At 53.5% G+C, this 24,121-nt stretch carries 23 protein-coding genes and 1 tRNA gene; 10 read left to right on the forward strand and 14 right to left on the reverse strand.

All coding sequences use genetic code 11. The features are described from left to right. Window positions 1-51 precede the first annotated feature (51 nt). Window positions 52-1,257 (forward strand): DUF3084 domain-containing protein, encoded by a 1,206-nt coding sequence (locus tag SIB74_RS09195; RefSeq protein WP_063396850.1) that lies wholly within the window; start codon window positions 52-54, stop codon window positions 1,255-1,257. Next, entirely contained in the window at window positions 1,254-1,685 is a 432-nt protein-coding gene (locus SIB74_RS09200) for a resolvase (RefSeq protein ID WP_231906136.1), read from the forward strand. Before SIB74_RS09195 ends, SIB74_RS09200 begins: the two co-directional genes overlap by 4 nt. Here the strand turns inward: SIB74_RS09200 and SIB74_RS09205 are convergent. Genes SIB74_RS09205 through psbH form a run of 4 tightly spaced genes read right to left on the reverse strand, consistent with a single transcriptional unit; the run spans window position 1,669 to window position 3,052 of the window. Beyond that, the gene (locus SIB74_RS09205) at window positions 1,669-1,926 is read right to left on the reverse strand and encodes a DUF3146 family protein (protein WP_011131201.1); all 258 of its coding nucleotides are present in this window, start codon (window positions 1,924-1,926) and stop codon (window positions 1,669-1,671) included. The genes SIB74_RS09200 and SIB74_RS09205 overlap by 17 nt on opposite strands. Next, window positions 1,926-2,546 carry an aminoacyl-tRNA hydrolase gene (gene pth / locus SIB74_RS09210; protein ID WP_063396848.1) on the reverse strand — a complete coding sequence of 207 codons (621 nt, stop codon included), beginning with the start codon at window positions 2,544-2,546 and terminating at the stop codon, window positions 1,926-1,928. Before pth ends, SIB74_RS09205 begins: the two co-directional genes overlap by 1 nt. A 7-nt stretch (window positions 2,547-2,553) precedes the next feature. Continuing rightward, a complete protein-coding gene (locus SIB74_RS09215) occupies window positions 2,554-2,829 on the reverse strand; it encodes a TatA/E family twin arginine-targeting protein translocase (protein ID WP_063396847.1) in 276 nt (91 codons plus the stop codon). 34 nt (window positions 2,830-2,863) lie between these two features. Next, window positions 2,864-3,052: a photosystem II reaction center phosphoprotein PsbH gene (psbH, locus tag SIB74_RS09220; protein WP_063396846.1), complete on the reverse strand. Its 189-nt coding sequence runs from the start codon at window positions 3,050-3,052 to the stop codon at window positions 2,864-2,866. An 87-nt stretch (window positions 3,053-3,139) separates the two neighbouring features. On the opposite strand from psbH, the gene psbN reads away from it, so the two are divergent. Then, entirely contained in the window at window positions 3,140-3,283 is a 144-nt protein-coding gene (psbN, locus tag SIB74_RS09225) for a photosystem II reaction center protein PsbN (RefSeq protein ID WP_063396845.1), read from the forward strand. A gap of 8 nt (window positions 3,284-3,291) precedes the next feature. On the opposite strand, the gene SIB74_RS09230 is transcribed toward psbN, so the two are convergent. Continuing rightward, window positions 3,292-6,306 carry an alpha-mannosidase gene (locus SIB74_RS09230; RefSeq protein ID WP_063396844.1) on the reverse strand — a complete coding sequence of 1,005 codons (3,015 nt, stop codon included), beginning with the start codon at window positions 6,304-6,306 and terminating at the stop codon, window positions 3,292-3,294. A gap of 63 nt (window positions 6,307-6,369) precedes the next feature. On the opposite strand from SIB74_RS09230, the gene SIB74_RS09235 reads away from it, so the two are divergent. Further along, entirely contained in the window at window positions 6,370-6,489 is a 120-nt protein-coding gene (locus tag SIB74_RS09235; RefSeq protein ID WP_011827047.1) for a photosystem II reaction center protein I, read from the forward strand. Window positions 6,490-6,594: 105 nt separating this feature from the next. Then, window positions 6,595-9,822 (forward strand): DUF3769 domain-containing protein, encoded by a 3,228-nt coding sequence (locus SIB74_RS09240; protein WP_063396843.1) that lies wholly within the window; start codon window positions 6,595-6,597, stop codon window positions 9,820-9,822. A 9-nt stretch (window positions 9,823-9,831) separates the two neighbouring features. Here SIB74_RS09240 and SIB74_RS09245 read toward each other — a convergent pair whose 3' ends face one another. The 7 genes from SIB74_RS09245 to SIB74_RS09275 form a co-directional block, all read right to left on the reverse strand. Further along, window positions 9,832-10,287: a pentapeptide repeat-containing protein gene (locus SIB74_RS09245; RefSeq protein WP_231906135.1), complete on the reverse strand. Its 456-nt coding sequence runs from the start codon at window positions 10,285-10,287 to the stop codon at window positions 9,832-9,834. Window positions 10,288-10,383: 96 nt separating this feature from the next. Further along, window positions 10,384-11,016 (reverse strand): 3-isopropylmalate dehydratase small subunit, encoded by a 633-nt coding sequence (locus SIB74_RS09250; protein ID WP_063396841.1) that lies wholly within the window; start codon window positions 11,014-11,016, stop codon window positions 10,384-10,386. Then, window positions 11,013-12,449 carry a 3-isopropylmalate dehydratase large subunit gene (leuC, locus tag SIB74_RS09255; RefSeq protein ID WP_063396840.1) on the reverse strand — a complete coding sequence of 479 codons (1,437 nt, stop codon included), beginning with the start codon at window positions 12,447-12,449 and terminating at the stop codon, window positions 11,013-11,015. The genes SIB74_RS09250 and leuC overlap by 4 nt, the downstream gene beginning before the upstream one ends. Before the next feature lie 25 nt (window positions 12,450-12,474). Further along, window positions 12,475-13,746, reverse strand: a complete 1,272-nt coding sequence (locus tag SIB74_RS09260) for a competence/damage-inducible protein A (protein WP_197463324.1) — start codon at window positions 13,744-13,746, stop codon at window positions 12,475-12,477. Next, on the reverse strand, window positions 13,739-14,887 hold the full coding sequence (locus tag SIB74_RS09265; RefSeq protein ID WP_063396839.1) for an MraY family glycosyltransferase: 1,149 nt from the start codon (window positions 14,885-14,887) through the stop codon (window positions 13,739-13,741). Before SIB74_RS09265 ends, SIB74_RS09260 begins: the two co-directional genes overlap by 8 nt. Window positions 14,888-14,975: 88 nt before the next feature. After that, window positions 14,976-16,265 carry a serine hydroxymethyltransferase gene (glyA, locus tag SIB74_RS09270; protein WP_063396838.1) on the reverse strand — a complete coding sequence of 430 codons (1,290 nt, stop codon included), beginning with the start codon at window positions 16,263-16,265 and terminating at the stop codon, window positions 14,976-14,978. A 125-nt stretch (window positions 16,266-16,390) separates the two neighbouring features. Beyond that, a tRNA-Arg gene (locus tag SIB74_RS09275) sits at window positions 16,391-16,464 on the reverse strand. Window positions 16,465-16,556: 92 nt separating this feature from the next. Between SIB74_RS09275 and SIB74_RS09280 the strand changes: the two genes are divergently transcribed. From SIB74_RS09280 to SIB74_RS09290, 3 genes are read left to right on the forward strand one after another with little or no spacing between them, the layout of a single operon-like run. After that, window positions 16,557-16,811 carry a 2TM domain-containing protein gene (locus SIB74_RS09280; RefSeq protein ID WP_074159162.1) on the forward strand — a complete coding sequence of 85 codons (255 nt, stop codon included), beginning with the start codon at window positions 16,557-16,559 and terminating at the stop codon, window positions 16,809-16,811. A gap of 42 nt (window positions 16,812-16,853) precedes the next feature. Further along, a complete protein-coding gene (locus SIB74_RS09285; RefSeq protein ID WP_011131216.1) occupies window positions 16,854-17,144 on the forward strand; it encodes a DUF3181 family protein in 291 nt (96 codons plus the stop codon). A 25-nt stretch (window positions 17,145-17,169) separates the two neighbouring features. Then, window positions 17,170-17,433 carry a hypothetical protein gene (locus tag SIB74_RS09290; RefSeq protein WP_011131217.1) on the forward strand — a complete coding sequence of 88 codons (264 nt, stop codon included), beginning with the start codon at window positions 17,170-17,172 and terminating at the stop codon, window positions 17,431-17,433. On the opposite strand, the gene murJ is transcribed toward SIB74_RS09290, so the two are convergent. Both murJ and SIB74_RS09300 read right to left on the reverse strand, forming a co-directional pair. Beyond that, window positions 17,420-19,027, reverse strand: coding sequence for a murein biosynthesis integral membrane protein MurJ (gene murJ / locus SIB74_RS09295; protein ID WP_063396837.1), 1,608 nt, complete (start codon window positions 19,025-19,027; stop codon window positions 17,420-17,422). The genes SIB74_RS09290 and murJ overlap by 14 nt on opposite strands. Before the next feature lie 210 nt (window positions 19,028-19,237). After that, window positions 19,238-21,118, reverse strand: coding sequence for a hypothetical protein (locus SIB74_RS09300; RefSeq protein WP_156486176.1), 1,881 nt, complete (start codon window positions 21,116-21,118; stop codon window positions 19,238-19,240). Between the two features lie 517 nt (window positions 21,119-21,635). Between SIB74_RS09300 and sfsA the strand changes: the two genes are divergently transcribed. Both sfsA and SIB74_RS09310 read left to right on the forward strand, forming a co-directional pair. Beyond that, the gene (gene sfsA / locus SIB74_RS09305) at window positions 21,636-22,415 is read left to right on the forward strand and encodes a DNA/RNA nuclease SfsA (protein WP_063397003.1); all 780 of its coding nucleotides are present in this window, start codon (window positions 21,636-21,638) and stop codon (window positions 22,413-22,415) included. Window positions 22,416-22,596: 181 nt separating this feature from the next. Further along, complete coding sequence (locus SIB74_RS09310; RefSeq protein WP_063396834.1) at window positions 22,597-24,075, forward strand: ammonium transporter; 1,479 nt, start codon at window positions 22,597-22,599, stop codon at window positions 24,073-24,075. The last annotated feature ends 46 nt before the right edge of the window (window positions 24,076-24,121 follow it).

The following is a 24,121-nucleotide window of genomic DNA, read 5'->3' on the forward strand; positions in this document are numbered from 1 at the left end:
CAGGATGGTGAAACGGGTTGAAACTATTCCTGATCCCACCCGCCCATTGTCGTGACCGGCTGGCTGCTGATCCTCTCCCTACTCGTCCTCGGTGGTGTGCTCTCCACCCTCGGCGATCGACTTGGCAGCCGTGTAGGCAAAGCAAGGCTGAGCCTGTTCAATCTCAGACCGCGAAGGACAGCCGTATTCATCACCGTTCTCACTGGCAGCCTGATTAGCGCCCTGTCCCTAGGACTGATGCTGCTGGTCAGTCGACAACTGCGAGTAGGACTTTTTGAACTGGATGACCTTCAGGCCAAACTCCAACAAAGCCGCGATGCCCTCAATTCAAGTCGGTCGGCCCAGTTCAATGCCGAGCTTGATCTCAAGCAGGCCAGGTCGGACAGCAATCAGGTTCAGAATGAACTGAAGGAAGCCAAAAAGCGGGCTGACGCCCTTCGCAACGAACTCGCACCACTACAAAAACAAAGACAACAGCTCGAAGCGGAACGAGCTCGTCTCAGTCGCGACATTTCCAAAAAAGATGCCGACATCCGCCGAACGGAAGTTGAACTAGCCAATGTTCGCAGCAGAATTAGCTCGGCTGAAAAAGAACTGAAGCAACTCGAGACCAACCTCATTGCCTTACGTCGAGGGGATGTTGTGCTGAGCAGTGGGCAGCAACTTGCCGCAGCCACCCTGCGGCTCGACAACCCCAGCCAGGCGAAAGCTGTCATCGACCGCCTACTTCAGGATGCAAACCTGGAGGCTTTTCGACGCGTACGTCCCGGTGAAGAAGCCAATCGACAGATCCTGCTCGTGCCACGCACCGATATCAACCGCATCGAACAGATCATCCGAAAGCCAGGCACCTGGGTGGTCTATGTGCGCTCTGCCGCAAACGTGTTGCGTGGGGAGAACGTGGTGTATGCCTTCCCGGATGCTCGCCAAAATATCAACATCGTCCGACAAGGCGAAGTCCTCGCACGAACGACTCTTGACCAAAACGAGAAGAGCAGCGAAACCGTACGCAACCGACTTAGCCTCCTGCTTGCATCAACTCTGGCAGAGGTAAAAAGACGCGGATCCCTCAGTTCAGGACTGCAGTTCGATGGCAGTGAAATGAACCGGCTCGGCAAGGCATTACTGAACCGTTCTCAAGAGCGGATTGAGCTAGAAGCCGTGGCACTCCGCAACAGCGATACGGCCGATCCGGTAGCAGTTGTCCTTCAGCCCGTGGGTGGTCCTTGGACAAAGATTCCCGTAGACAAACCATGACAAAGCTTGTGGCCGTAGATCCTGGTCGCAATAAATGTGGATTAGTTCTTGCCGATACAGCAACAAGTGCTGTGCTTGAGGGGAAAGTGGTGGCCGCAGCCGCGGTGCTCGACCTCATCATGCATTGGCAAAACCAAGCACCCTTAGAAGGCATCTTGATCGGCAACGGCACCAGCAGTGAATACTGGCAAAACCTTCTGCTGCACATTGCCCCCCTGCATGTAGTCGAAGAACGTGGGAGCACACTGCGCGCCCGCCATCGCTATTGGGAGCTATGGCCCCCAAGCAACTGGCGCCGCTGGCTACCCCGAGGAATGATCCTGCCTCCCCATCATCTGGACGCCATAGCCGCAATGGTGTTGCTTGAAGACCACCTCGGGCAACAACTCCTTTGGCCCGGACCACCCAACTTCAGAATCGGGCCCTAACAGTGAACATATAATCCCCACCAGGCTCAAGGTGGTAGTCAGCCTTAACGAGGAAGCGCAGTAAAGCATCCTCAATCAGTGCTCGACCAAGAGAGGGTTCCACTTTCAGTTCACCCCGATCGAAAGCCCAGCTGAACTGCCACTGAAACCCCCCAGCGGAGACCTCCCCATCCAAGCGTTGGTCGGCAAAGCTTTGCCGGTGAACACAGAGGCGAGCCGTGGTAACAGGCAAATGACTCATCAGCAGGCAGAACAACCCTCCGGTTGAAAAGCATTGAGACGATTACCTGCCCGTTCCAACCCAAGGCACTGAATCAGATCCAAACCCATCAGCACCTCATCGAGCACTCGATCGACTAGGAGGCTCTCCTGCCGACTAAACACCCCGAGCACATGCGAGACGGTTCGAGCTCTTCGTTCCTCAGAGGTACAACCTGGAGCACCGATCCCGATCCTCAGACGACAAAAATGCTGAGTCCCCAGATGTTGAATCGCGCTGCGCAAACCATTGTGACCTCCTGCACTTCCCTGGGCGCGAAGCCGCAGTCGACCCAAAGGCAAATCCATGTCATCTACTAGCACCAGCAACTGATCAACCTCCAAGCCAAACCAATCGATGGCTGCACGAATCGCCCGACCGCTTTCATTCATATAAGTCTGAGGCATCAGCAATCGAACCCTCTCTGAGCCAACCCCCACTTCCGCCATCAGTCCATGGAACTTTGTTTGCGGCCTGAAACTGACTGACTTCTGCGCAGCCAACTTATCGAGGGCCATGAAGCCGATGTTGTGACGGGTACCGACATACTTTGAGCCTGGATTACCTAGGCCTACCAATAGACGTAAACGACCCGGCCTCATACCACTCTCAGCTGGCGGGAGGGTTTTTAGCCTCCTGAGGGGTTTCACTTATTGCATTGGTGTCTTGCTGCTTGAACTCTTCCGTCGCAGCCTGTTCGATGGACTCAGGTTCTGCCATCGTTTTATGAATCTCGCGCTCGAATTCCTTTGAGGCTGCCTGAAAACCTTTCAAGGTTTTACCAAGGGTGCGACCAAACTCTGGAAGTCGTTTAGGTCCAAATACAAGCAGTGCTATGGCGCCGATAACCGCCATCTCGGGGAGACCGATGCCGAACACATTCATAGGCGAACCTCAGCCCAGCAGAGCCGAGGACAGTCTATTCAAAGCTGATGCTTTGGAGGAGAAGCGACTGGTTGTAGATCTGCAAGATGGTCACAAGGAAAATCAGCAACATGAAGCCGATCACAGCCATCACTGGGGTAGTGCCCCAACCAGGCACTACCTTGCCAGGGGCGTAGCCGGGTAGAGATTTGATCAGATTTCCCAGACGGGTGCTTTGAGCCATAACGGAGCTTCGGTCTCGGATGGTGATTAAGCATGCCTACTGTAATGGTCATAGTCCGCATACGGACTAATCCTGTCGAGAGATGTGATGGAAAACTCCTCCTCCGAGACCTACACCCTGCTCATTGCCATGGTCACCATCACCTTCGGACTGACCGGATACGGGCTCTACACAGCTTTTGGTCCTCCCTCAAAAGAACTCGAAGACCCCTTTGAAGAACACGAAGATTGACGATCACATCAATCGACACGCTCAAGCAATAGTTCAGCCAACTCTCCAGGCTTCAGCTCTACCGCTTCGCCGAGACAGGACTCGTGAGCGCTACCAACCCGCCAAGTCTTCCCTACGGCCCAAGACTGGCGTGTTGCACCGGCATTAAGCACGCTGAGCTTCAGCTGCCTTACTTCGGCATACGTCACAGCCAATGGAACCAGCTTTGAAGGCAGCGATGGCAATCCTGACCATGACACATTTAGATCAGAAGGCCCCAACCAGCCCGGCTCTCTAAAAGCCAACGCTGCCTGAGGAACAGCCTCCCGACTCCAACCATCGGGAACAGGCATCAGTGCTAATTGCTGACGATGCCAACCCCGATCAGCCGAGGGATCTGGCCAGGTAGCCCCTCTAAGCAGAGAAACACCAAGCCTGTCTGGGCACACCTGAACGCCCTGAGGCCCATCCAATAACACCGCAAGGCCACCGCCCGGCGCCGCCGACTCGCTCGCCAACCAGGAGATCAAAGGGACCTCCCAACGTGCTTTTTCCCTAGCCGTCATAGCTTCAGCAGGACGTTCAATGACTCCACCGCTGGTATCCGCCGCCCATCGCACCGCTGAGCAAGCCAGGGGAACCTCCAAACGCAGTAGCTCATGACTTTGACGCCAATCCACGCCTAGACGCAGCTCGAGCCAGGGGCAATCAGCTCTCAACTGCACATCAAGGCGCAGAGCACTGCTCCCAGCCCAACCTCGCAAGACCAAGCGCGCTACAAGAGGTCCGCGCTCCACCAGATCGATCGAACCATTCCAGTTCAGAGCCAAGGGATGCTGGCGATAATCGGCCGCCAGATCCCAGGCGTCCCAAAATTCGCCCCGATCGCGAAAACGCCCCCAGATCAGAGGTCCTGCCAACTGAGGTGTCCCGTTCCGATCCCAAAGTTGCTGCAAGCCTTCGGCACCAAAATCAGCTTCCAAAAGGCCATTGCCAATCCGCCAACCGCCTTGATCAAGGGGCTGAATCTGCAAAGCCCCACGAACAGGTAAGCCATCAACAACATCTAAGGCCTTACTGACAGAACGTTGAAGCGGAACTGCTGTCACCCCTTGCTGCACAGGCAATTGCACCCAGGTTCCGCCTCCCTTGGCCTCTTGGCATGGAAGCTTCCTACCGGCGCTGCCCCATTGATCTCGTGGCAATCTCAGCACAGGCGACCAACGCTGTAGTGGCTGTAGACCCATCCAGACCCAGCACCCAGCAGAAGACTCTGGATCGAATCGATCGGAGCAGGACACCCCACTGCGAAAAAGCTGCTGCAGATGCTGATCGCGGCTCCGCCTTGATTCACGACATGACGATCGCCAGACCGGCTTAGCCTGCTCAAACACTTCAGGAATCGATGTGCCTGGAAGGATGTCGTGAAATTGCTGAAAGAGCAAAGGCCGCCAATCTGGCAATGAAGATGCCGAGGTTCCTGGAACGTCAGCCCTATCGCCAAGGTGGCAAGCCAGCAAAGCCATAGCCAGGTCTGCTTCCCTCAAAAGCCTTTCAAGGTGTCGGTTTTGACGCTTCTGGTCGGGACGGGTCGTCGCACAACCGCGATGAAGCTCCAAATAGAGCTCATCACGCCACACTGGCAGAGTCTCAACATGAGCCTCAAGCATTGCAAGATAAGACCTTACTGTGTCAGGCTTCTGGGGCAAAGCCTGAGGATGATCCTCCCAAAGCTGCAGCTGCTCCAGCATTTCTGCAGTGGGGCCACCTCCATGGTCGCCAACTCCCGGAACCCACAAAGCCTCTTCAACAGCGGTAGACGCCTGCCAAGACCGCTGCTCGCGAAGCATGGCCACGGGATTCCCATCAGTGCCAATTGGCGGAAGCATCAGCGCTAGCACCTCAGCCTGACCACGACTGCACCAACGAAACAGTCGATGTGGGAAGGGATTACTGGCATTCCAGGCCAGTTTATGGGTGCAGAACCAACGGATTCCTGTCTGGGTAGCTACTGCTGGCAAACCAGCGGCAAAGCCAAAGCTGTCTGGAAGCCAGGCCAAATGATGGGACCACTCCGGAAATGCTGATCGGCTGTACTGCTGTCCAAGCGTGAACTGTCGCCAAAGCGAAGCAGTGCTCACCAGCACACAATCAGTCTCGACCCAAGGGCCATTGATCGGCTCCCAACGACCTGCCCGACTTGCATCCTGAAGCGCAGCAAAAAGAGTTGGACGGTGATGTTCAACCCACTGATAGAGAGCTGGCGAGGAGTGGCTGAAATGGAAATCAGGAAATCGCTGCATCAGGTGCAGCACAGAGCGGAACGTGCGCTCTGCCGCCTGCCAAGTGTCAGCCACTGACCACAGCCAGGCCAAATCAAGATGGGCATGGCCGATCCAATGGATCAGCCCCGGCGGCCGCGCTGCATTGCGAAGTTGCTGGTCGACAGCCACGGTTGCCTCCTGACTGTGCGGATCCAGCTCAAGCCAAGCCTCCGGCAACACCTCTCCCACTTCTAAATAGAGCGCCAGCGCTTCAGGTAGCAGAACCTGATCTAGATCCACTGCACCGGCCCTGGGTTCCAGCACCAACTCACTGTTGATCAACGCGCCATCGTCATGGCTAGGACTCCTCAACTCCAGCAAGAGTGTTAAAGGTCGCTCCCAACGGATCGATTCAGGAAGGCTCCACCGACAAGTGGTATCGAAGAGATCCCCCTCATGCACCAACACACCATCCACCCACAGCCGCATCTGATCAGCCCACCAACCCAAGACCAGCCGCAAACAACTTGCTTGAGCTTGTCGCCAGTCTTCAGGACAAAGGATCTCCTGCTGCAATTGCAGCCATAGTCCGCCTCGAGGCCAGACTAATAAACCCCTAGCAACCCAGTCGGGTCGATGGATTTGAGCCCAATCATCTTGAAGCAGAGACCGCCGATCACGATCCCCTACCCGATACCAACCTGGCTTGAGATCCCACCGAGAGCGACTTCGAAAAGTTTCAATCCACGCCAATCGTCGGGCTTGAAGCTGCTCCTGCATCCCTAAGTGTCCTCTATGCCCCATAAGATGTCATCGATGTACTAGAAGCTGAACGGTCTCTCCATGCTCGCCCTCAAGCTCTCCGTTTACTCGGTCGTCTTCTTCTTTATTGCGGTCTTCGTCTTCGGCTTCTTGGCCAGCGATCCTGCGAGGACACCAGCCCGTAAGGATCTCGAAGACTAAAAGCCTTTGCAAGCGAAACTTCTCGGGTCACGCAACACACTGGACTGAGGCCTGCGCAGATCTTCCATAAATTATGGGAAGATCAGCTGCCCCAGCTGAAGCCTATTGGCGGCGAAAAGTCCCCCAACCCTTCTCGTTGGGCTCTTACTTGCAACAGGGTTAATCCCTGCTGAAGCAAATTCTCAGTCAAGCAACTCATACAAAGAAGGCACCTCCTCGCCCACCCAAGCGGCTCCCATCGCAATACCAGCGAGGCAGATTGGGCAATCAACAGGCCTTCAACGCCAGCCCAGCCTTCCACAACAATCTCCAGAACCTCCCCGAGAGCTCAAACTTCGGGCTGATCGACAGCGATATGACGCCCGACAAGAGCGTTTTATCGCAGAAGGCCGAGTGAGGGCCGTTCTCAACGGCGGTGTTCTCAAGGCAGATCGCGTTGAGTTCGACAACGGCTTCAACACTCTTTATGCAAGGGGGAGTGTTCGTTTCCGCAAGGGATCTCAGTACTTCCAAGCCAGTTCCCTGCGTTACAGCCTGATTCAAAAAGAAGGGGAACTTGAGGACGTCTATGGCGTTCTAGATCTCGACAGCGCAGCAATCGACCTTGGCCCCAATTCACTCGATGCAGCTCAGATCCCACAAAGCCCCTCAAAGCCACGACGGCGCCTAGCAATACAAGAAAGTGAAAGCCTCGGATTCCCCACCGCTTTAGACGTTGAGTTAAACAGCACCACCGCTGGAGCCATCAGCAACCAGACCGCTTCAACAACGATCTGGAATCAAAGTCTTGCCCAAAACAATCAATGGGTCCAGCTAGATCAGCCACCGCAATCGTCGGAGATATCTCGACAAGGCGCAAACAATCAACCAGGCATGGCCTGTCCACCTGTGCTGCCGCCGATACCAGATTGGCATCCCCATCCCTGGGCCGTAACGGCTTGGGGTGGCCAGATGATTGATTCGAATTTTGGAGACACCTTTCTGTTCAATGGCCGAATGAGGGAGGAATATCTCCTGGGCCTGGGTCTGCAGAAAAGAATCGCTCGTGCAGGCCCCTTCGCTCTTGAACTAGAAGCAGACCTCTTTGCTCACCATGCCAACCAACAAGCTGGAGGAGCATTCAATCAATCAGTACCATTTGCAGACACACCTGCCCAGAGCTTTGGTGAAGGTGTGCTGGGTATCGGGGCACGGCTATGGGTGCAACCGTGGTTGAGTTTTGGCGTGATCGAGGGAATCAGCTTCAATACGGCCTATAGCAACTATGAGAAGACCTACCGCGAGAACTATGCAAAATTGCTCAACTATCTGAGCTTTGAGCTTGAAGCCGCAGTCTCACAACAACTCTCTCTTGTGGGACGCATTCACCATCGCTCAGGAGCCTTCGGCACCTATAGCGGTGTCAAGGAAGGAAGTAATGCTTACCTTGTTGGCTTGAGATACCGCTGGGGCAAAGACAAAACAGCACCGCAGCAAGTTGACGTTCCGCCACCATTGGGTTGTCCTGACCCCGATCGTGCTAATCGAACAACTCGCCAAGGGCTCCAAGAGACACTTGAGTCGATCACCCTTGGAGAGGGTGACCCTAAAGCCCAAGCAGAAGCTCTCCCTCTTGGCACCAGACCTCCCCAAGCTGTTGCCACGCGACAAAGACTCGCCCAGACGAATTCATCGACGCTCTCTCCAGCAGAGCAAGAAGCATTGCGCGCCAAGGCTATTGCCAAGATCGATCAACGTATTAGCAGCATCCAGTTCCAACAAGCTCTCACCATTGAGAGGCGACAGGGCGTTGGTAAAACAACAGGCAATCTCGGAGAAAAAAACAAATACGGCGGAGTGCGCGCTTCTCAGCTCAAGCAACAGGGAGCTAGCAAACTCATCACTGGTTCTATCAGCCGCTGGAGGATTCAAGCTGCCAAGGTCACGATCAGCCCAGAGGGATGGAAAGCAGACCGCATGGGCTTCTCCAATGATCCCTATACACCTTCTCAAACGAGGATTGATGCCGAAGATGTGATTGCCACTGAAGAGCCTAATGGAGACATTGTGATCCAAAGCCGCCGCAATCGACTCATTGTAGAAGAGCGTTTTCCGATACCAGTCTCCAGAACCCAAACCATCAAAAAACAGGAAGAGGTTGAAAACCGTTGGGTATTTGGCATCGACAATGAAGATCGAGATGGTTTCTTTGTTGGCCGCGATCTAAAACCTATCGAGCTAACAAAGAACTACACCCTTTCCCTCCAGCCTCAATTCCTTCTAGAGCGAGCCATCGACGGAGAGACAAAAAGCTACGTCGCTCCTGGTAGCTCGATTGACAGCAAAAAAATAACCCAGCCAATTACGGCCGCTGATTTATTCGGCCTAGAAGCAGAACTAACTGGGAACACTTGGGGGTGGGATGTTGATATTAATGCTGATATAAGCACCTTCAATCCATCAAATTTTGCCGATGGAAGCCGTTACTGGGGTGATTTTAAAAGGAACTTTGAGATTCCCTGGATTGGATCTTTGCAGGCCAACCTTTTTGCGGCTTATCGCTACGAAGCCTGGAATGGATCCCTAGGAGAAACTGATATTTATTCAGCATATGGAGCTTTCCTGGAAAAGAAAGATGCTTGGTCATGGGGCAAACTTTCTAACAACTACCTCCTTAGGGCTGGTGTAGGCAACTATCAAGCAGAAAAATTCAAAAGTGAAAATCTGTCAGACCTCTGGCGCGCTAATTTCTACGGTTCACTAAACAGTAGATATCCACTATGGATCGGCAAACATGCTGCTCTAACACCTGAAGCAGCTTACCGCTACTCACCTATAGCAATCGTACCTGGGCTTAGGTTCAACACTAATCTCACAACCACCTTTGATGCCTATGGCGATGGAGAGCGAAAAGCCACCATTGGTCTAACCGGAGGACCAGCCCTCACACTTGGGACATTCAGCAAGCCCTTCTTAGATTTTACGCGTTTATCTATTAGTGGTGGGGGCACTTTAATCCAAGGCTCTAGCCCATTTAAATTTGACCAAAATATTGATCTTGCCACCCTAGGGATCGGCCTAACGCAGCAAATCGCGGGGCCTTTAATTCTTAATACCGGTGTCGCTTACAACGTAGATCCTGATTCACCTTATTACGGTGACATCATTAACTCAAACATCGAACTGCGCTGGCAACGTCGTTCCTATGACTTCGGTTTCTACTTCAACCCCTACAAAGGCATCGGCGGCTTTCGTTTCCGTCTTAATGATTTCAACTTCACCGGCACGGGCGTACCTTTTGTTCCCTATACACCCATCAATCAATTCGATCAACTTGAAGAGCACCTCTTCTAATTCAGTTGATCAAGGAGCACCCCCATAAATCAAATGACTACCGGTTAAATCAGCACCGGCAAACTGCATTCCTTCCGTACGCACATCTGGCGAGTAAGCATTGATCACCACAGCCTCACTTAAGTCTGCACGCCGCAAGTCTGTCCCACTCAACTCAGTATTCGTAAGCACCGCCCCATTGAGCTGAGCATCATCCAAGCGAGCCCCACTTAGATCAGCACCCTCAAGATTCGCGCCCTCAAGACGAGCACCCCGCAGATCAGCATCGCGAAGGTCTACACCAATCAAATGAGCATCACGGAGGTCTGCCCCGCGCAAATCACAACTCCTACACGCTCCGAATTGGTGCAACTGCTCCATCTGTGTTGTAAAAGGCTCAACATTGAGCGACACAACTGGCGCCGCAAATGCTGGAGGAGCTAACAGAACGAGCACCACAGTCCAGATATAACGGAGAGAAACCATGACCAGCGCGCTTTCTCTTTTCATAGACACGCTGCCAATGATCTGCCGCAGCGAATCACTAAAAATTCAATCTTCCGTTTCCTCAACAAACAACCTTCAATGCAGCGACGCCACAAAATCATTGAGGTATGGGAGGTCTGCCATCGTGCGCTTTAGGGCTGCGTCCTGAGCCACCAACTGCGATGTGGCATCCCAACGTCCGCTAAGCAGCATCTCGCGAGGGCCAGACTCAATCTTTAAATCCCATGAACCCGCAGCACTCGTCAACTGCTGAGCCTGAAGATTGAAGCCCCAGCGCTGCGACGGATCCGCTGCTACCGCCTGCTGCAAGGCATCAATCTGAGCAAAGGCGGCAGTTGCACATGGAATTCCCAGCGCTAGACAGTTGCCATAGAAGATTTCTGCAAAGCTCTGTCCAATCAGCGCACGGACACCCCAGCGCATCAAAGCTTGAGGTGCATGTTCACGACTAGAACCACAGCCGAAATTATCATTAACAACCAAGATCGAAGCCCCCTGATGAACCTTCAGGTCGAAGGGATGTGAACCACCCAGTTCCAAGCGATCATCCTCAAAAACTTGATCTCCCAGCGCCTCGAAACTCACACATTTAAGAAACCGGGCTGGGATGATCCGATCCGTGTCAATGTCGTCACCACGCAACATCACGGCACGGCCCTGAACCTGGTCTATAGAGCCATCGGGGAAAGGTATAGCCTCAATCGTCATTGGTGGAAGCTTTGAGAAGGAACAGTGTTGCTGATTAGCTTGCGCACATCGGTGACTTGGCCGGTAATGGCAGCAGCAGCCACCATTGCGGGACTCATCAACAAGGTGCGGCCTCGGGACGAACCCTGACGCCCCTTGAAATTCCTGTTACTGGAACTTGCACTGATCTGACGCCCCTCAAGACGATCAGGATTCATTGCCAGACACATGGAACAGCCTGGTTCACGCCATTCAAATCCAGCCTTCCGAAAAACACCATCAAGCCCCTCTGCTTCCGCAGCCCTGGCAACTTGTTCCGACCCTGGCACCACAAAGGCCTTGATCCCTTGTGCTACATGGCGGCCCTTAGCAATAGCGGCAGCAGCCTTTAAATCACTAAGACGACCATTGGTGCAACTGCCAATAAAACAAACATCAACTGGAACCCCTTCAATCGCCATTCCCGGCTCCAAATCCATATAGCGACAAGCTTCCTCGGCGATTGGACGTTCACTTGGCTCAAGCGAATCAGCAGTCGGTATCGATTCGTCTACAGCAATGCCCTGACCGGGAGTGATGCCCCAGGTCACCATTGGAGCAATACTGGCCGCATCAAACGTCACCTCATCATCAAAAACAGCATTGGGATCACTGGCCAAGCTGCTCCACCAGGCCACTGCCCGATGCCAAGCCTCCCCAGTAGGCGCATAAAACCGTCCTTGCAAATAGTCAAAAGTGACCCCATCAGGGTTGACATATCCGCAGCGGGCGCCTCCCTCAATCGCCATATTGCAGAGGGTCATGCGTTCTTCCATGGAGAGCACATCAATGGCTGGTCCGGCGAACTCATAGGCATAGCCCACGCCAGCTTTGACCCCAAGGCTTCGGATCACATGAAGGATCAAATCCTTGGAATGAACACCGGAACCAAGCTGACCGTCGACCCAGATCCGGCGCACCTTGAGCTTGTTCATGGCAAGACTCTGACTGGCAAGCACATCCCGCACCTGGCTGGTGCCGATGCCGAACGCAATGGCGCCAAACGCCCCATGGGTGGACGTGTGTGAGTCACCACAAGCCACAGTCATGCCCGGCTGGGTCAGCCCCAACTCAGGAGCTATCACATGCACGATGCCCTGGCGGCCACTGCCAAGGCCGCAAAGAACAATCCCGTAATTGGCACAGTTTCGTTCCAAGGTGCTGAGCATCTCCTCAGCCAAAGGGTCAGCAAACGGACGCTTCTGACTGATCGTCGGCACGATGTGATCAACAGTCGCCACGGTGCGCTCAGGGCACCGCACCGGCAAACCCTTGTCCTGCAAAGCAGCGAAAGCCTGCGGGCTGGTGACCTCATGGATCAAATGCAAACCCACAAATAACTGAGTGGATCCACCAGGCAGTTCAGCCACCCGATGAAGATCCCACACCTTGTCGTAGAGGGTGCCGGAGCTCAAGGTTCAGAGGCAGTAGCCGAAAACCTTAGCTCCCATCCAGCAGGAACCTGCGCAGCCGATCGAGACTGCGAACCACACTCAGCTCCTGAATTGCCAACCTTCCACGACGAACACCGAACTGCACAGGGCTTGCATCACAGCCATGCGGTCCAGCTACTGCGATATGCACTAACCCCACAGGCTTGGCCTGCGTACCACCGCCAGGGCCTGCCACACCGCTCACCGCAATGGACCAATCTGCCCCCAGCCGTTGACGCGCGCCTTCAGCCATAGCCCGCACCACAGGATCCGAGACTGCACCGTGCTGGTGCAAAAGGTCTGTGGATATCCCCAGTAGGGCTTGCTTAATGGCATTGCTATAAGCAATAACCCCGCCAAGAAAAACCTCAGAAGCTCTCGGAACAGCAGCCAAAGCAGCACCAACTCCGCCACCTGTACAAGACTCTGCCACTACAACGGTCTCACCTCGTTGACGCAACAAATCCAGCACAACCGAAGCCAAGCTCTCATCATCCGAGCCATAACAGAACAAGCCGGTGCGATGACGGAGTTCTGCATCCACTGGATCCAATAGCTGCCTCGCTTGCTCCACCGTTGCCCCCCGGGCCGTGATCCGTAGTTTCACCTCTCCCAGGCCGGCATAAGGGGCCACTGTTGGATTGGCCTGCTCAAGCAAATCAGCCACCTCTTCAGCCAGCGTGGATTCAGCAATGCCTGTAAACCGCAACAGCCGACTCACAAAGATGTCAGCCACTCCTCCGTGCTGACGCAGCCATGGCACGGCTGTCTGGGACCACATCTGCTTCATTTCAGAAGGCACACCCGGAAAGGTGAGCACAGTGAACCCCGGCCGAGGACACCAGATCATCCCCGGCGCTGTGCCGGAAGGATTTGGAAGGATTTCAGCTCCACGAGGGAACAACGCCTGTTTGCGATTACTGATTGCAGAAATGCTGCCGCCAGCAGTGAGCTTGGCCTGAATCTCGAACCAAAGTTCTGGCCGTTCCTCAAGCGGCGTATCAAAAGCAGCCGCCAAAGTTTCAGTAGTCAGATCATCAGGCGTTGGTCCTAGGCCACCAGTGGTGATCAGAATTCGACTGCGATCAACAGCCTCCAAAACTGATTCTTTGAGACGTTCAACGTTGTCTCCTACAACAGTTTGGCGGTAATGAGGGAGCCCCAGAGCAGCCAGCTCCTCAGCTAACCAACGAGCATTGCTGTTAAGGATGTTGCCAAGCAACAGCTCCGTGCCGATGCAAAGGATCTCAACACCATGCCTAGCCGAAGCTTCAGCCATGACCATCGCGATAGGCACGTGGATCACTAGGAGCTGCAAGGGGGCTAGAAGGGTCTACGAAGACACCTTCAGCACTACGTTGACGACGGCTGATCACGACTGTCGCCACGAGAATGGCTGTCGCCAAAGCCAGCCACAAAAAACGCATTTCAGCATTGGCCACCACGAGGGCCAATGCTGCTAGCCATTGTGTAAACACGTAGATCAACAACACCGTTCGGCGATGACTGAAGCCGGCGCGCAGCAGACGGTGATGAAGATGGCGACGATCAGGGTAAAAGGGAGAACGGCCTTCCCGCAAACGACCCATAATCACTGCCGACATATCAGCCAAAGGCAGAGACAAAATCAACAGTGGCAGCAACAGACTGACGGTGGTGAGTCCCTTGGCTGGTCCCACGATGCTGATTGCTGCCAAGGTAAAGCCAAGGAAATAGGAGCCGCCATCACCCATAAAAATTCGGGCTGGATTGAAGTTATGGCGCAGAAAACCAAGACAACAGCCCGCCAAAGCAGCTGCCAGAAAACCTGCAGCCACTTGATGAAGTGAAAAACTGACCGACACAAGACCAACAGCTGCAATACCAGCCACTCCTGCCGCAAGACCATCAAGACCATCTAACCAATTGATGGCATTGGTAATACCCACAAGCCACACCAGCGTGGCAGCAAGGCTAAGCAAATCCGGCAAGGCAATTAAAGAAGAAGAGCCTTCCCCCAACCAGGGGAACTCAATCGTTCCAATGCGTACCCCCTGAGTCCACATCGCAAACGCAACGGCCACCTGTCCTGCCAAACGAGGCCAAGGAGACAAAACGAACAAATCATCTGCCAGGCCAATCACAAAAAAGCAAAGAGCCCCCGCCAGAGTGGACCAGATCAGCTGATCCTTCGCAGGCGCAAGTAAACCAAACCCCCCCAGCCCCCATGTCACTGCCAGAGCCAAACCAAATCCCAGCACCATGGCGATGCCACCAAGACGCACCATCGGAGTGCTGTGCTGCTTGCGGGAATCAGGCTGATCAGTGAGACCAAGGTGAAGGCCTAGCGCCCGCACGAGTGGGACAACCAAAGTGGTAAGCACAGCAGCTATCACAAAGCTCGCCGTAGCAAAAGCAAAGGGGCTGCTCGCGAGAGTCAAGTTCGCTCCTGTAGCAAGCGACCTAAAGAAGGGCCGATGGAATGAATCCTAGGCAGAGCAAACCTGTGATTCCAGAGCGAAGGGCCAGTCAAGCAAGCGCTGGCTGGAGGGCACCCCTGTAGAGAGGGAAACGGCCACAAAGTTGTCTCACCCGTTCCAAGCACTGCGCCTTGATCGATTCATCTTGCGGTTTAAGCAAACGATCTGCAATCACATCAGCAACCTCACGGAATGCCTCCTCCTCAAAGCCACGAGTTGTGAGCGCCGCCGTGCCCAAGCGCAGACCACTGGTCACAAAAGGCGACTCAGGATCAAAGGGCACTGTGTTCTTATTGGCGGTGATGTTCACGTCACTGACAAGCAAATCAGCAACCTTCCCGGTCATCCCAATGCTGCGCAGATCCAGCAAGACAAGATGATTATCTGTTCCTCCACTCACCACCGCAATCCCGCGCTCCTGAATGCGACCAGCAAGAACCTGGGCATTCGCCACCACCTGGCAGCTATAAGCCTGGAACTCTGGCTGAAGAGCTTCTCCTAAGGCCACAGCCTTGGCTGCGATCACATGTTCCAAAGGGCCGCCCTGACTGCCAGGAAACACTGCCTTGTCGAACTTACGGCCAAAGTCCGCATCACGACAAAGGATTAAGCCCCCTCTGGGGCCACGCAATGTCTTGTGGGTGGTCGTCGTCACCACATCACAGTGGGCAATAGGACTCGGATGGACCCCAGCCGCAACAAGGCCGGCAATGTGTGCCATGTCCGCCAACAAGTAAGCGCCCACCTCATCAGCGATGCTGCGAAAAGCAGCAAAATCGATCGTGCGGGGATAGGCCGAGTAGCCGCAGATGATCAGTTGAGGACGCTCTTTCAGGGCCAGCTGACGAACAGCCTCCATATCGAGCTGCTGACTATCACGCTCCACGCCGTAATGAACGACCTTGAACCACTTGCCGCTGACATTGACAGGAGAACCATGAGTGAGATGCCCCCCATGGGATAGATCCATCCCCATGATGGTGTCACCGGGCTGCAACAGCGCCAGGAAGACGGCGAAGTTGGCCTGCGCGCCACTATGAGGTTGCACGTTGGCCCAAGCCGCACCAAAGAGCCGCTGAGCACGCTCGATCGCCAACTCCTCAATCGCATCGACATGCTCACAACCGCCGTAATAGCGCTTATGGGGAAGACCTTCGGCGTACTTGTTGGTGAGCACAGAACCCTGAGCCTGCATCACAGCTTGAGAAGTGAAGTTCTCACTGGCTATCAGCTCTAGATGGGTCTCCTGACGTTGCCTCTCCTGATCGATCAAGCCCGCAATCGCCGGGTCGGAATCCGTCAGGGCAGCATTAATAGAAGCCAAGAAGCGATCCGTCATTTACAGAACCCAACAGTTTTCGGATCGTAGGCAATGGTTCTTCACGTCTTAAGCAAAGCCCTTAGCCCTAAGACCGCCGCCGGACCCAAGTGCAAAAAAAAACTGCCCGAAGGGCAGTTAATCAGCGCGCCTGGAGAGATTCGAACTCCCGACCCTCTGATCCGTAGTCAGATGCTCTAATCCGCTGAGCTACAGGCGCTTAGAAGGAAACATCAGACTTCATCATGGGGGCCTTCGTCAACCGAGTCTCATCCAAGCGCCACAATCGAGAGATCTACAAGGACACTGCTCATGCCAATTCGCTGGTACGGCAACGCCGACACAACCGACCCGACCTATCAACATTTCGCTCGAATCGTCAACTTCACCCTGCATGCCATGGCCTTTGCAGCTTTCAACAGTGGCCTTTGGTTCATTCAACAAATGCGCCACCCATGGCCACACTTGGATTGGTTCAGCGAAATCTGGCTTGCTGGACTCTTCATCCACCTTGCATTTGTAGTCGTCAAAAGACCCAAGGCCAAGACCACCGAAGAGCAATCCTGATCCCAACATCAAGCCAGCATCCACCTAGCAAGACCATCACTTATGACAATCGATCCAGCAGATTTAAAAGAGCTACAACTATCCCTTGCCGATCGCATCTACCTTCAGATCGCCAGCTGGCACCTTTATCTGGGCGATGCAGGGCTTGCAGAAAACCTTGCCATCGAATGCAGCGTCAGGCTCAATGAAGGCGCCAATGTGGCAGCCCGCCAAGCCCTGGAATCAGTGCAAGTGCCCCTAGGTGGAGGGAGCACCCGCCTACCACTGGCGCGCCTAATCCCAGCCTCTCAACTTCGAGACCTTGAGGAGATCCTGGAGCCCTACTGCCGATAAGGTTGCTGCCATCCATGGAGGGCCAGTGCTGATCATCGAGGTCACCAACGCCCGTGAAGTGATGCGTCAACGCATCGGACCACTAGGGGAGCGACTCATCGGCAAAGTTGTCGATGCTGAGGACCAGGTGGAGAAAGCTCTGATTCAAGAGCTCGAAAACGCCTTCCAGGAATTCGGGATCGAAGCACGCATCGTTTCGGTACAGGGACCCCAGCTGGTGGGCCGAGACCATCTGGAGCTACCAATTCAAGTCCGTGAGGATCGCGAAGTTCGCCTCAGCGAGGAATAACTCTGTAACGCAGCTCCCGCGCTAGCTCACGCACCTCAGCGACACCAAGAGAGATGCTGATTAGAGCGAATACAGCAAGGCCGGTGATCACTGACAGACCCACCTCAATCAAAAGTCCCAGCAGGTCCTGAGGCCATTGCATCAAGGTCGCGAGAGCCCAAGCCGCAAACCCTGCCGCCAGGCCAGCCCAAAGCAACTTGACGCCATCAAAAGCCCACCGTTGCAAAGGCAAGCCCCCTAGCCGCGAATGCAAGCCCACCAAGAGAGCTCCGCAGGTCAGCAGATTGATTGCAACCGTTGCCAGCACCAAACCGGTAGCCCCGAAATTGAATGGCAACTGAGGGCCCCAAGGGGTTGGGCCACCAACCAACAACCAATCAAACACCACATTCAAGCCAATCCCTGCCGTAGAAAGTCGGAAGGGGGTAGTGCCATCACCTAGGGCATAAAACACACGCACCAGCAGATCACGAGCTAGATAGGCAGGCATGCCCACGCCATAGGCCATCAGCAATCCACTCACCAAGCTGGCAGCCTGGGCATCAAAGGCCCCTCGCTCGTACACCAAAGCAACGATTGGGGTTCCAAGAGCCACGAACATGGCCCCAAGAGGAACCATGCTGGCCGTAGACAACATCAACCCCTGACGGATGCGAGTGACTAGTGCAGGCCGATCTTCCTGGGCAGTGAGCCTGGCAAACGTTGGCAGTAGTGGCACCAGCAATGCATTGGAGATCAGCCCCAAAGGCGTCTGTACCAAAAGATTGGCGTAGCCCAGACCAGCTGCCGCACCCAAAATGCCGGAAGCAAAAAACAGATCTGTAAAGACATTGATCTGCAACATGCCTGAAGAAAGGGTGGCCGGGCCCATGACCTGCCATACCTCCCGCACACCTGGATGATGCCAATCCCAAACCAACTTCATCTTGGTCAAGCCTTGCCTGATCAACGCCGGCAGTTGAATCAGCCACTGCAACAGGGCTCCCACCAAGGTGGCTAGTGCCAAAACAATGCCACCCCTAAGGGCGAACTGCATGGAGCCGATGTTCGTGCCGACCTGCCACCACAAAACTCCGACACCGACCACCAAAGCAATACTGGACATGATTGGCGAAACCGCCGGAATCCAGAACTCATCAGCAGCATTAAGGGAGCCGAAGCCCAGGCCGATCAAACCTGCCAACAAAGCCATTGGTGCCATCACCTGAAGCTGAACCACAGCAATCCGATGCAGCTCAGGACTCAGACCTGGGCCCACCAAAGTGATCAACGGATTGGCTGCCAGCACTAATAGAGCCGTCAACAACAACAAAGCAGCACTAACCATGGTGTTGAGCGCCGCCAACACATGAGCGCTCTCCTGCCGCGGCCGTCTGCTGAGGACACTGACCATGGCGCTGTGGAAAGGACCGTTGATCCCACCCAGGAGAATCAACAGAAACCCCGGCAAGACGTAGGCGTAGTTGTAAGCGTCATAAGCCGCTCCTACCCCGAAGGCAGCCGCAATCACAAGCTGACGAACCAGCCCTCCCACCTTGCTAAGCAAGGTGCCGACTGTGACAACCAGAGCAATACGCTTTAAGGATCTCCCCATCCTTGGGCCTCAGACCATCTGATCATTTAGCAGCATTCTCAAGCCCTGCAAGCATCCCCATGACCGAGGCCATCCCGAAAGGATGAACTGACAGTCAGCGGCCATCTAGTTGTGCACCCTAAAGTTGGAATAAATAGCAGCAGTGACCAAAGAAATCATGAAAGCGTTATGTTGCGATAGTAGACCTTGCGGCCTCGTTATCCCAGAAGATCATTCAGAGATTTTGCTTAAGCATTTAAATGTTCTCAACTGAATTTCCCCCATCCAAAAACCCTCTTGATTTTCGACAACGTATATATTCTGCTTGTGCAATCTCAAACTCATCTCATCTCCTGAACTCGTAGAGATTCGTCCCTCTTGACATGAGAGCTGTTTCTGACCTACGAAAAATACGAATGCCTTATAAGCATAGGCATCTGATTCAAAGTCATCTCCACTAGGGAATCTTGGCCTATTAGATTCCTTGACTGCAGAGGCTAGTTCAAATGAATAAGGCGAAAACCTAAATCTGTCAGACTTTGCGAGCAAAGTATAAGCCTGCCGGTAATCCAATGTTCTTGTCAAGTTCACCACAACAGGCTGACTTATTCGACACTCATCAGAATTATTAGACAAGACACATTCAGAAGGCACAATTGGTGGACGTTTAGAGAATCGCCACCATTGGTTCAATACGGTCGCATGATTTTTAGCTCTGATTTGTATATTTGAATTTGTCAGCCATGGCCTTGGAGGAAGCGCCCATAGCTTATCAAGATATTGAGCAGGAACATTTTTCATCCCCTCCAGAAGGAAGCGTTCATCAATTTCTCTTGGATATCCCAATGTGCGCACATTAATCCGAGGATCTACAGCAAAAATAACACTGACATTAGAAACAAATGATGAAGCAGTCGCTATCACAATGAAAGGTTGAACAAGCTTGCCAGGGGGAGCAAAAGCCTGACGACCAGCAATCCATGTTATGAATCCAATAGAAGCAAGCGCAAGTCCAATCACCTGCGGCATCAAGAAAAGATAGCCAACACCCAATGGCAGAGCCTGAAGCCCGCTAGACAAGCCACTAAACAAACTTGGCACAAGAATATAAATAGCACCAAGCGCTACACATATAACAACATTTCTAGACCGTATTCCTTTCAGATTCGGCAAACTTATACGCACAGCAAAAAAAGATAGGGCAGCCAAAATAGCCAATACGCATCCAATCAGAAGGTACAAGCCCTGCGGAATATTTTCGAGTGTGTTGACATAGGCATAGTGAGCCAAAGGCAAAGCAGAGAAAACTTGTTTTGCCGCTCCAGAAATTACCATAGGCAAAGAATTACCAAATTGATAAGCGGCATAAGATCCCGTTCTATTCAACAGAAGATATCCGCGCGAAAGCATATAGAGAAATGACAAAACGGAGACAACCACTAAGGCACTGTTGCGCTCCCTTCGCCTCCGACAAAGGCCTGCAAGAAATGCACTTGCAAGCAGGTGCGCGACAACAAGTTCATAAGAAAATATATATATAGTCGTCGTAAATAACCAACCAGCTCCCCAATATCGCCGGCGAAGCCTGCTTGGATTTTCCATCCATTGAACAGCACATATTAATCCCCAGACAGATATCAAAGTCACCCATTTAATTGTGACTCCAAAAGATATATATGGCCCTGGATAAGGCCTGAAATAAGTAAAAGAGGCCAAGACCAATATCGCAATCGGTGCCACCCAACGAGAGCGCAGAAGAATAGAGGCAAGATATGCCAATGAGCCAGCGACAATTATTTCAGCAACAATTTGGCCAACCTTGAAATCAACCCGCCGGTCAAATAGAGTCGAGAAGCCACCAGCGACAAAGTGAGCTATCGGATTAAACTTTCCGAATTCATTCTGAAAATAACTGGTCCACATGATGGTGTCGTCCAGCAGACTTCTGCCCTCGATTAACCTTTGTTCTGGCCACACCGAATCAAAAACATCATCGCCTGAAAAAGGCGTGTAAAAAAGTGGCGCAATGACAACAACAAAGACGATTAAGCTGAAAATCAATGCCAGAACATAATATCTTTTCTGCCCAGCCAAAAGACTTGAGTTAGCCATTCAAACCTAATGCGTCAAAGAAATATTACTATTAACCCTACAACACTTTTCAGCAATCTATTGATGGAGAGTTGCGACTCCGACCAGCGGCGAGAAGCCATCAAACAGAGTAACAAGTCAACAGATACTGCTCATCCAGAGAAGATGACGCTTCTAAATACGACAGAGACAAAGAAGAACAAAAGTGGCCAAGGAAAATCGATGCCACGCTTTGGCAAAATCAGAGATCGCAAAAGCAACTTATTCAACGCTTAACGATCAAATTTTGATGTATTGAATTCCTAAAAGATGCCAGAGATTTTTCCACTTCCTACGCGAGCTCAAAGCCCATTAACAGCTCAAATAGGGAAGCCAATCCTTCAACAAACAATGCAAGCAGCACTTCGACCAATTCGCAAGTTGGACCAGCTTGCTGATCGTTCAATCAATATTATTGCTGAGCAGATATCTCTCACAAGCCTTTGGGCTGCGACCATCTGATCATTTAGCAGCATTCTCAAGCCCTGCAAGCAACCCCATGACCGAGGCCATCCCGAAAGGATCGTTAGGGAGTCCACTGCTCACATTCCCACCACTCGAGGAAGGAGTATTGGTGAAGCGCTACAAGCGCTTCCTTGCCGATGTGGAGCTAGTCAGCGGCGAAATCGTGACAGCCCACTGCGCCAACACGGGCCCGATGACTGGTGTTCTTCATCCTGGAGGCAGAGTGCGACTCCGCCATGCGCCTTCTCCCAAGCGCAAGTTGGCCTGGACATGGGAGCAAGCGGAGGCACCCAGCGCCCAGGGCGGCCTCTGCTGGGTGGGTATTAACACAGCCTTGGCCAATAGCCTGATCAGAGCCGCGATTGAAGCCGGACACCTCAAGCAAGTGCTTGGTCCTATCGCAGCAATCCGTGCGGAAGTGACTTATGGAAGCAACCGACGCAGTCGCATTGACCTGCTGTTAACCCCTGATGCCAATTGCTCGGACACCAGACCCATTTACTTAGAGGTCAAGAACACCACCTGGATCGAACACTCCTTAGCCCTCTTTCCCGACACGGTGACAGAACGAGGGCAAAAACATCTCAAAGAGCTAATCGGTGTACTTCCAGAATCCAGAGCAGTCTTGGTGCCCTGCCTCAGCCGCCACGATGTCCAAGCGTTCGCCCCAGGGGATAGCGCAGACCCTCGCTATGGCGAACTCTTTCGCCTGGCTCTTACAGCTGGCGTAGAAGTCATTCCATGTTGCTTCGGATTTCACCGCGACAAGATCACCTGGGAGGGCCTTAGGCCTACCAAAACGACACAGAGTTGACACAGCAAACAGGGCTCCAGATGTAACAAAATGAACTTTCACCCCCGCAAATAGACCTAAAAGCGTCCACCAATTCCATATTTCGTATCAACATGAACATAAAAAAATCCCAAGTTGAGCAAGTTTCACCTTTGAGCTATCACAAAGGTTTCCAGCTCGTTTTGCAGATCTGCTTCTTCCAATGACAACTGCTCCGCTTCCGCCCTCCAGGCGGCGCACGGTACGCCTCCAGGAGGCCAGTCTCCTGGAGGGGCCAATGCTCCTCCTGCGCAGCATCCGTGGCTTCAGCTCCAATCGCTCACTGACTTGGCTGGCTTGCGTGCCCTTGGCTCTCTTCGGCCTAGGACTCTTCAACCTCTCGGCCCATGCCGCCGAGATGCCAGAACTGAATGCTGCCTTCCTAGCCAACAATCTCTGGCTTCTGGTTGCAACGATTCTGGTGATCTTCATGAATGCCGGCTTCGCGATGGTCGAAGCAGGAATGTGTCGTCAAAAAAACGCGGTCAACATCCTCGCCAAAAACCTATTTGTCTTTGCCCTAGCGGTAACGGCTTACTGGTTCATCGGCTATTCGCTGATGTACGGCGATCCTGTTTCGGCAGGATGGCTCTATTTCAACGGCCTGTTCTTTGATCCTGCTGTAACCCCTGAACTGATCAGCGAAGGAGGTCTTGTCCCAAGCGTCGACTTCCTCTTCCAAGCAGCCTTTGCAGGCACCGCTGCCACCATCGTCTCAGGACTCGTTGCAGAGCGCGTCAAGTTCGGCGAGTTCGTGGTGTTCTCCCTAGTGCTAACTGGTTTCATTTACCCAATCGCCGGCAGCTGGGAATGGAACGGGGGCTGGCTCAACACTGCCTTTGGCGAAGGCGTTGAATTCATTGATTTCGCAGGCTCCTCGATCGTTCACTCCGTCGGTGCCTGGGCAGGTCTGGTGGGAGCAATGCTGCTCGGTCCGCGCATCGGCAAATTTGTCGGTGGCAAGGCCCAAGCGATTCCAGGACACAACATGTCCATCGCCACCCTTGGCGCCCTAATCCTCTGGATCGGCTGGTATGGCTTCAATCCCGGCTCTCAGCTCGCCATGGATCAATGGGTCCCCTACGTGGCTGTAACAACCACACTCGCGGCTGCAGGTGGCGCCATCGGCGCAACGGTCATTTCCACCATCTACTCCGGCAAGCCTGATCTAACGATGATCATCAACGGCATCCTTGCCGGCCTAGTGAGCATTACAGCGGGTTGTGGCAATCTCACGCTGGTAGGGGCCTGGGTTGCAGGCCTAATCGGTGGTGTCATTGTGGTGTTCGCGGTCTCAGCCCTTGACTCTTTAGGCATCGACGATCCAGTTGGGGCTTTCTCTGTCCACGGCGTCTGTGGCATCTGGGGAACCCTCGTGATCGGCCTATGGGGCTTTGACATCCAAGGTGATGGTTCCGCCCTTGGGCTATTCGTTGGGGGTGGCGCAAGTCAGCTTTGGGCTCAATTTGTCGGCTGCGCTGCCTACGCCATCTGGACCGTGGTGACCTGTTGGATTGCCTGGTCTGTCATCGGAGCACTGTTTGGCGGGATCCGCGTAACAGAAGCAGAGGAAATCGAAGGTCTTGATATCGGTGAACACGGTATGGAGGCTTATCCCGACTTCGCCTCAGCCGGCAACTAAAGCCTGATCAACAACCTGAATCCCATCAAGCCCGACCCAGTGCCGG

This window comes from Prochlorococcus sp. MIT 1306 (genome assembly GCF_047304515.1).
In the GTDB taxonomy this organism is placed as follows: Bacteria; Cyanobacteriota; Cyanobacteriia; order PCC-6307; family Cyanobiaceae; genus Prochlorococcus; species Prochlorococcus marinus_D.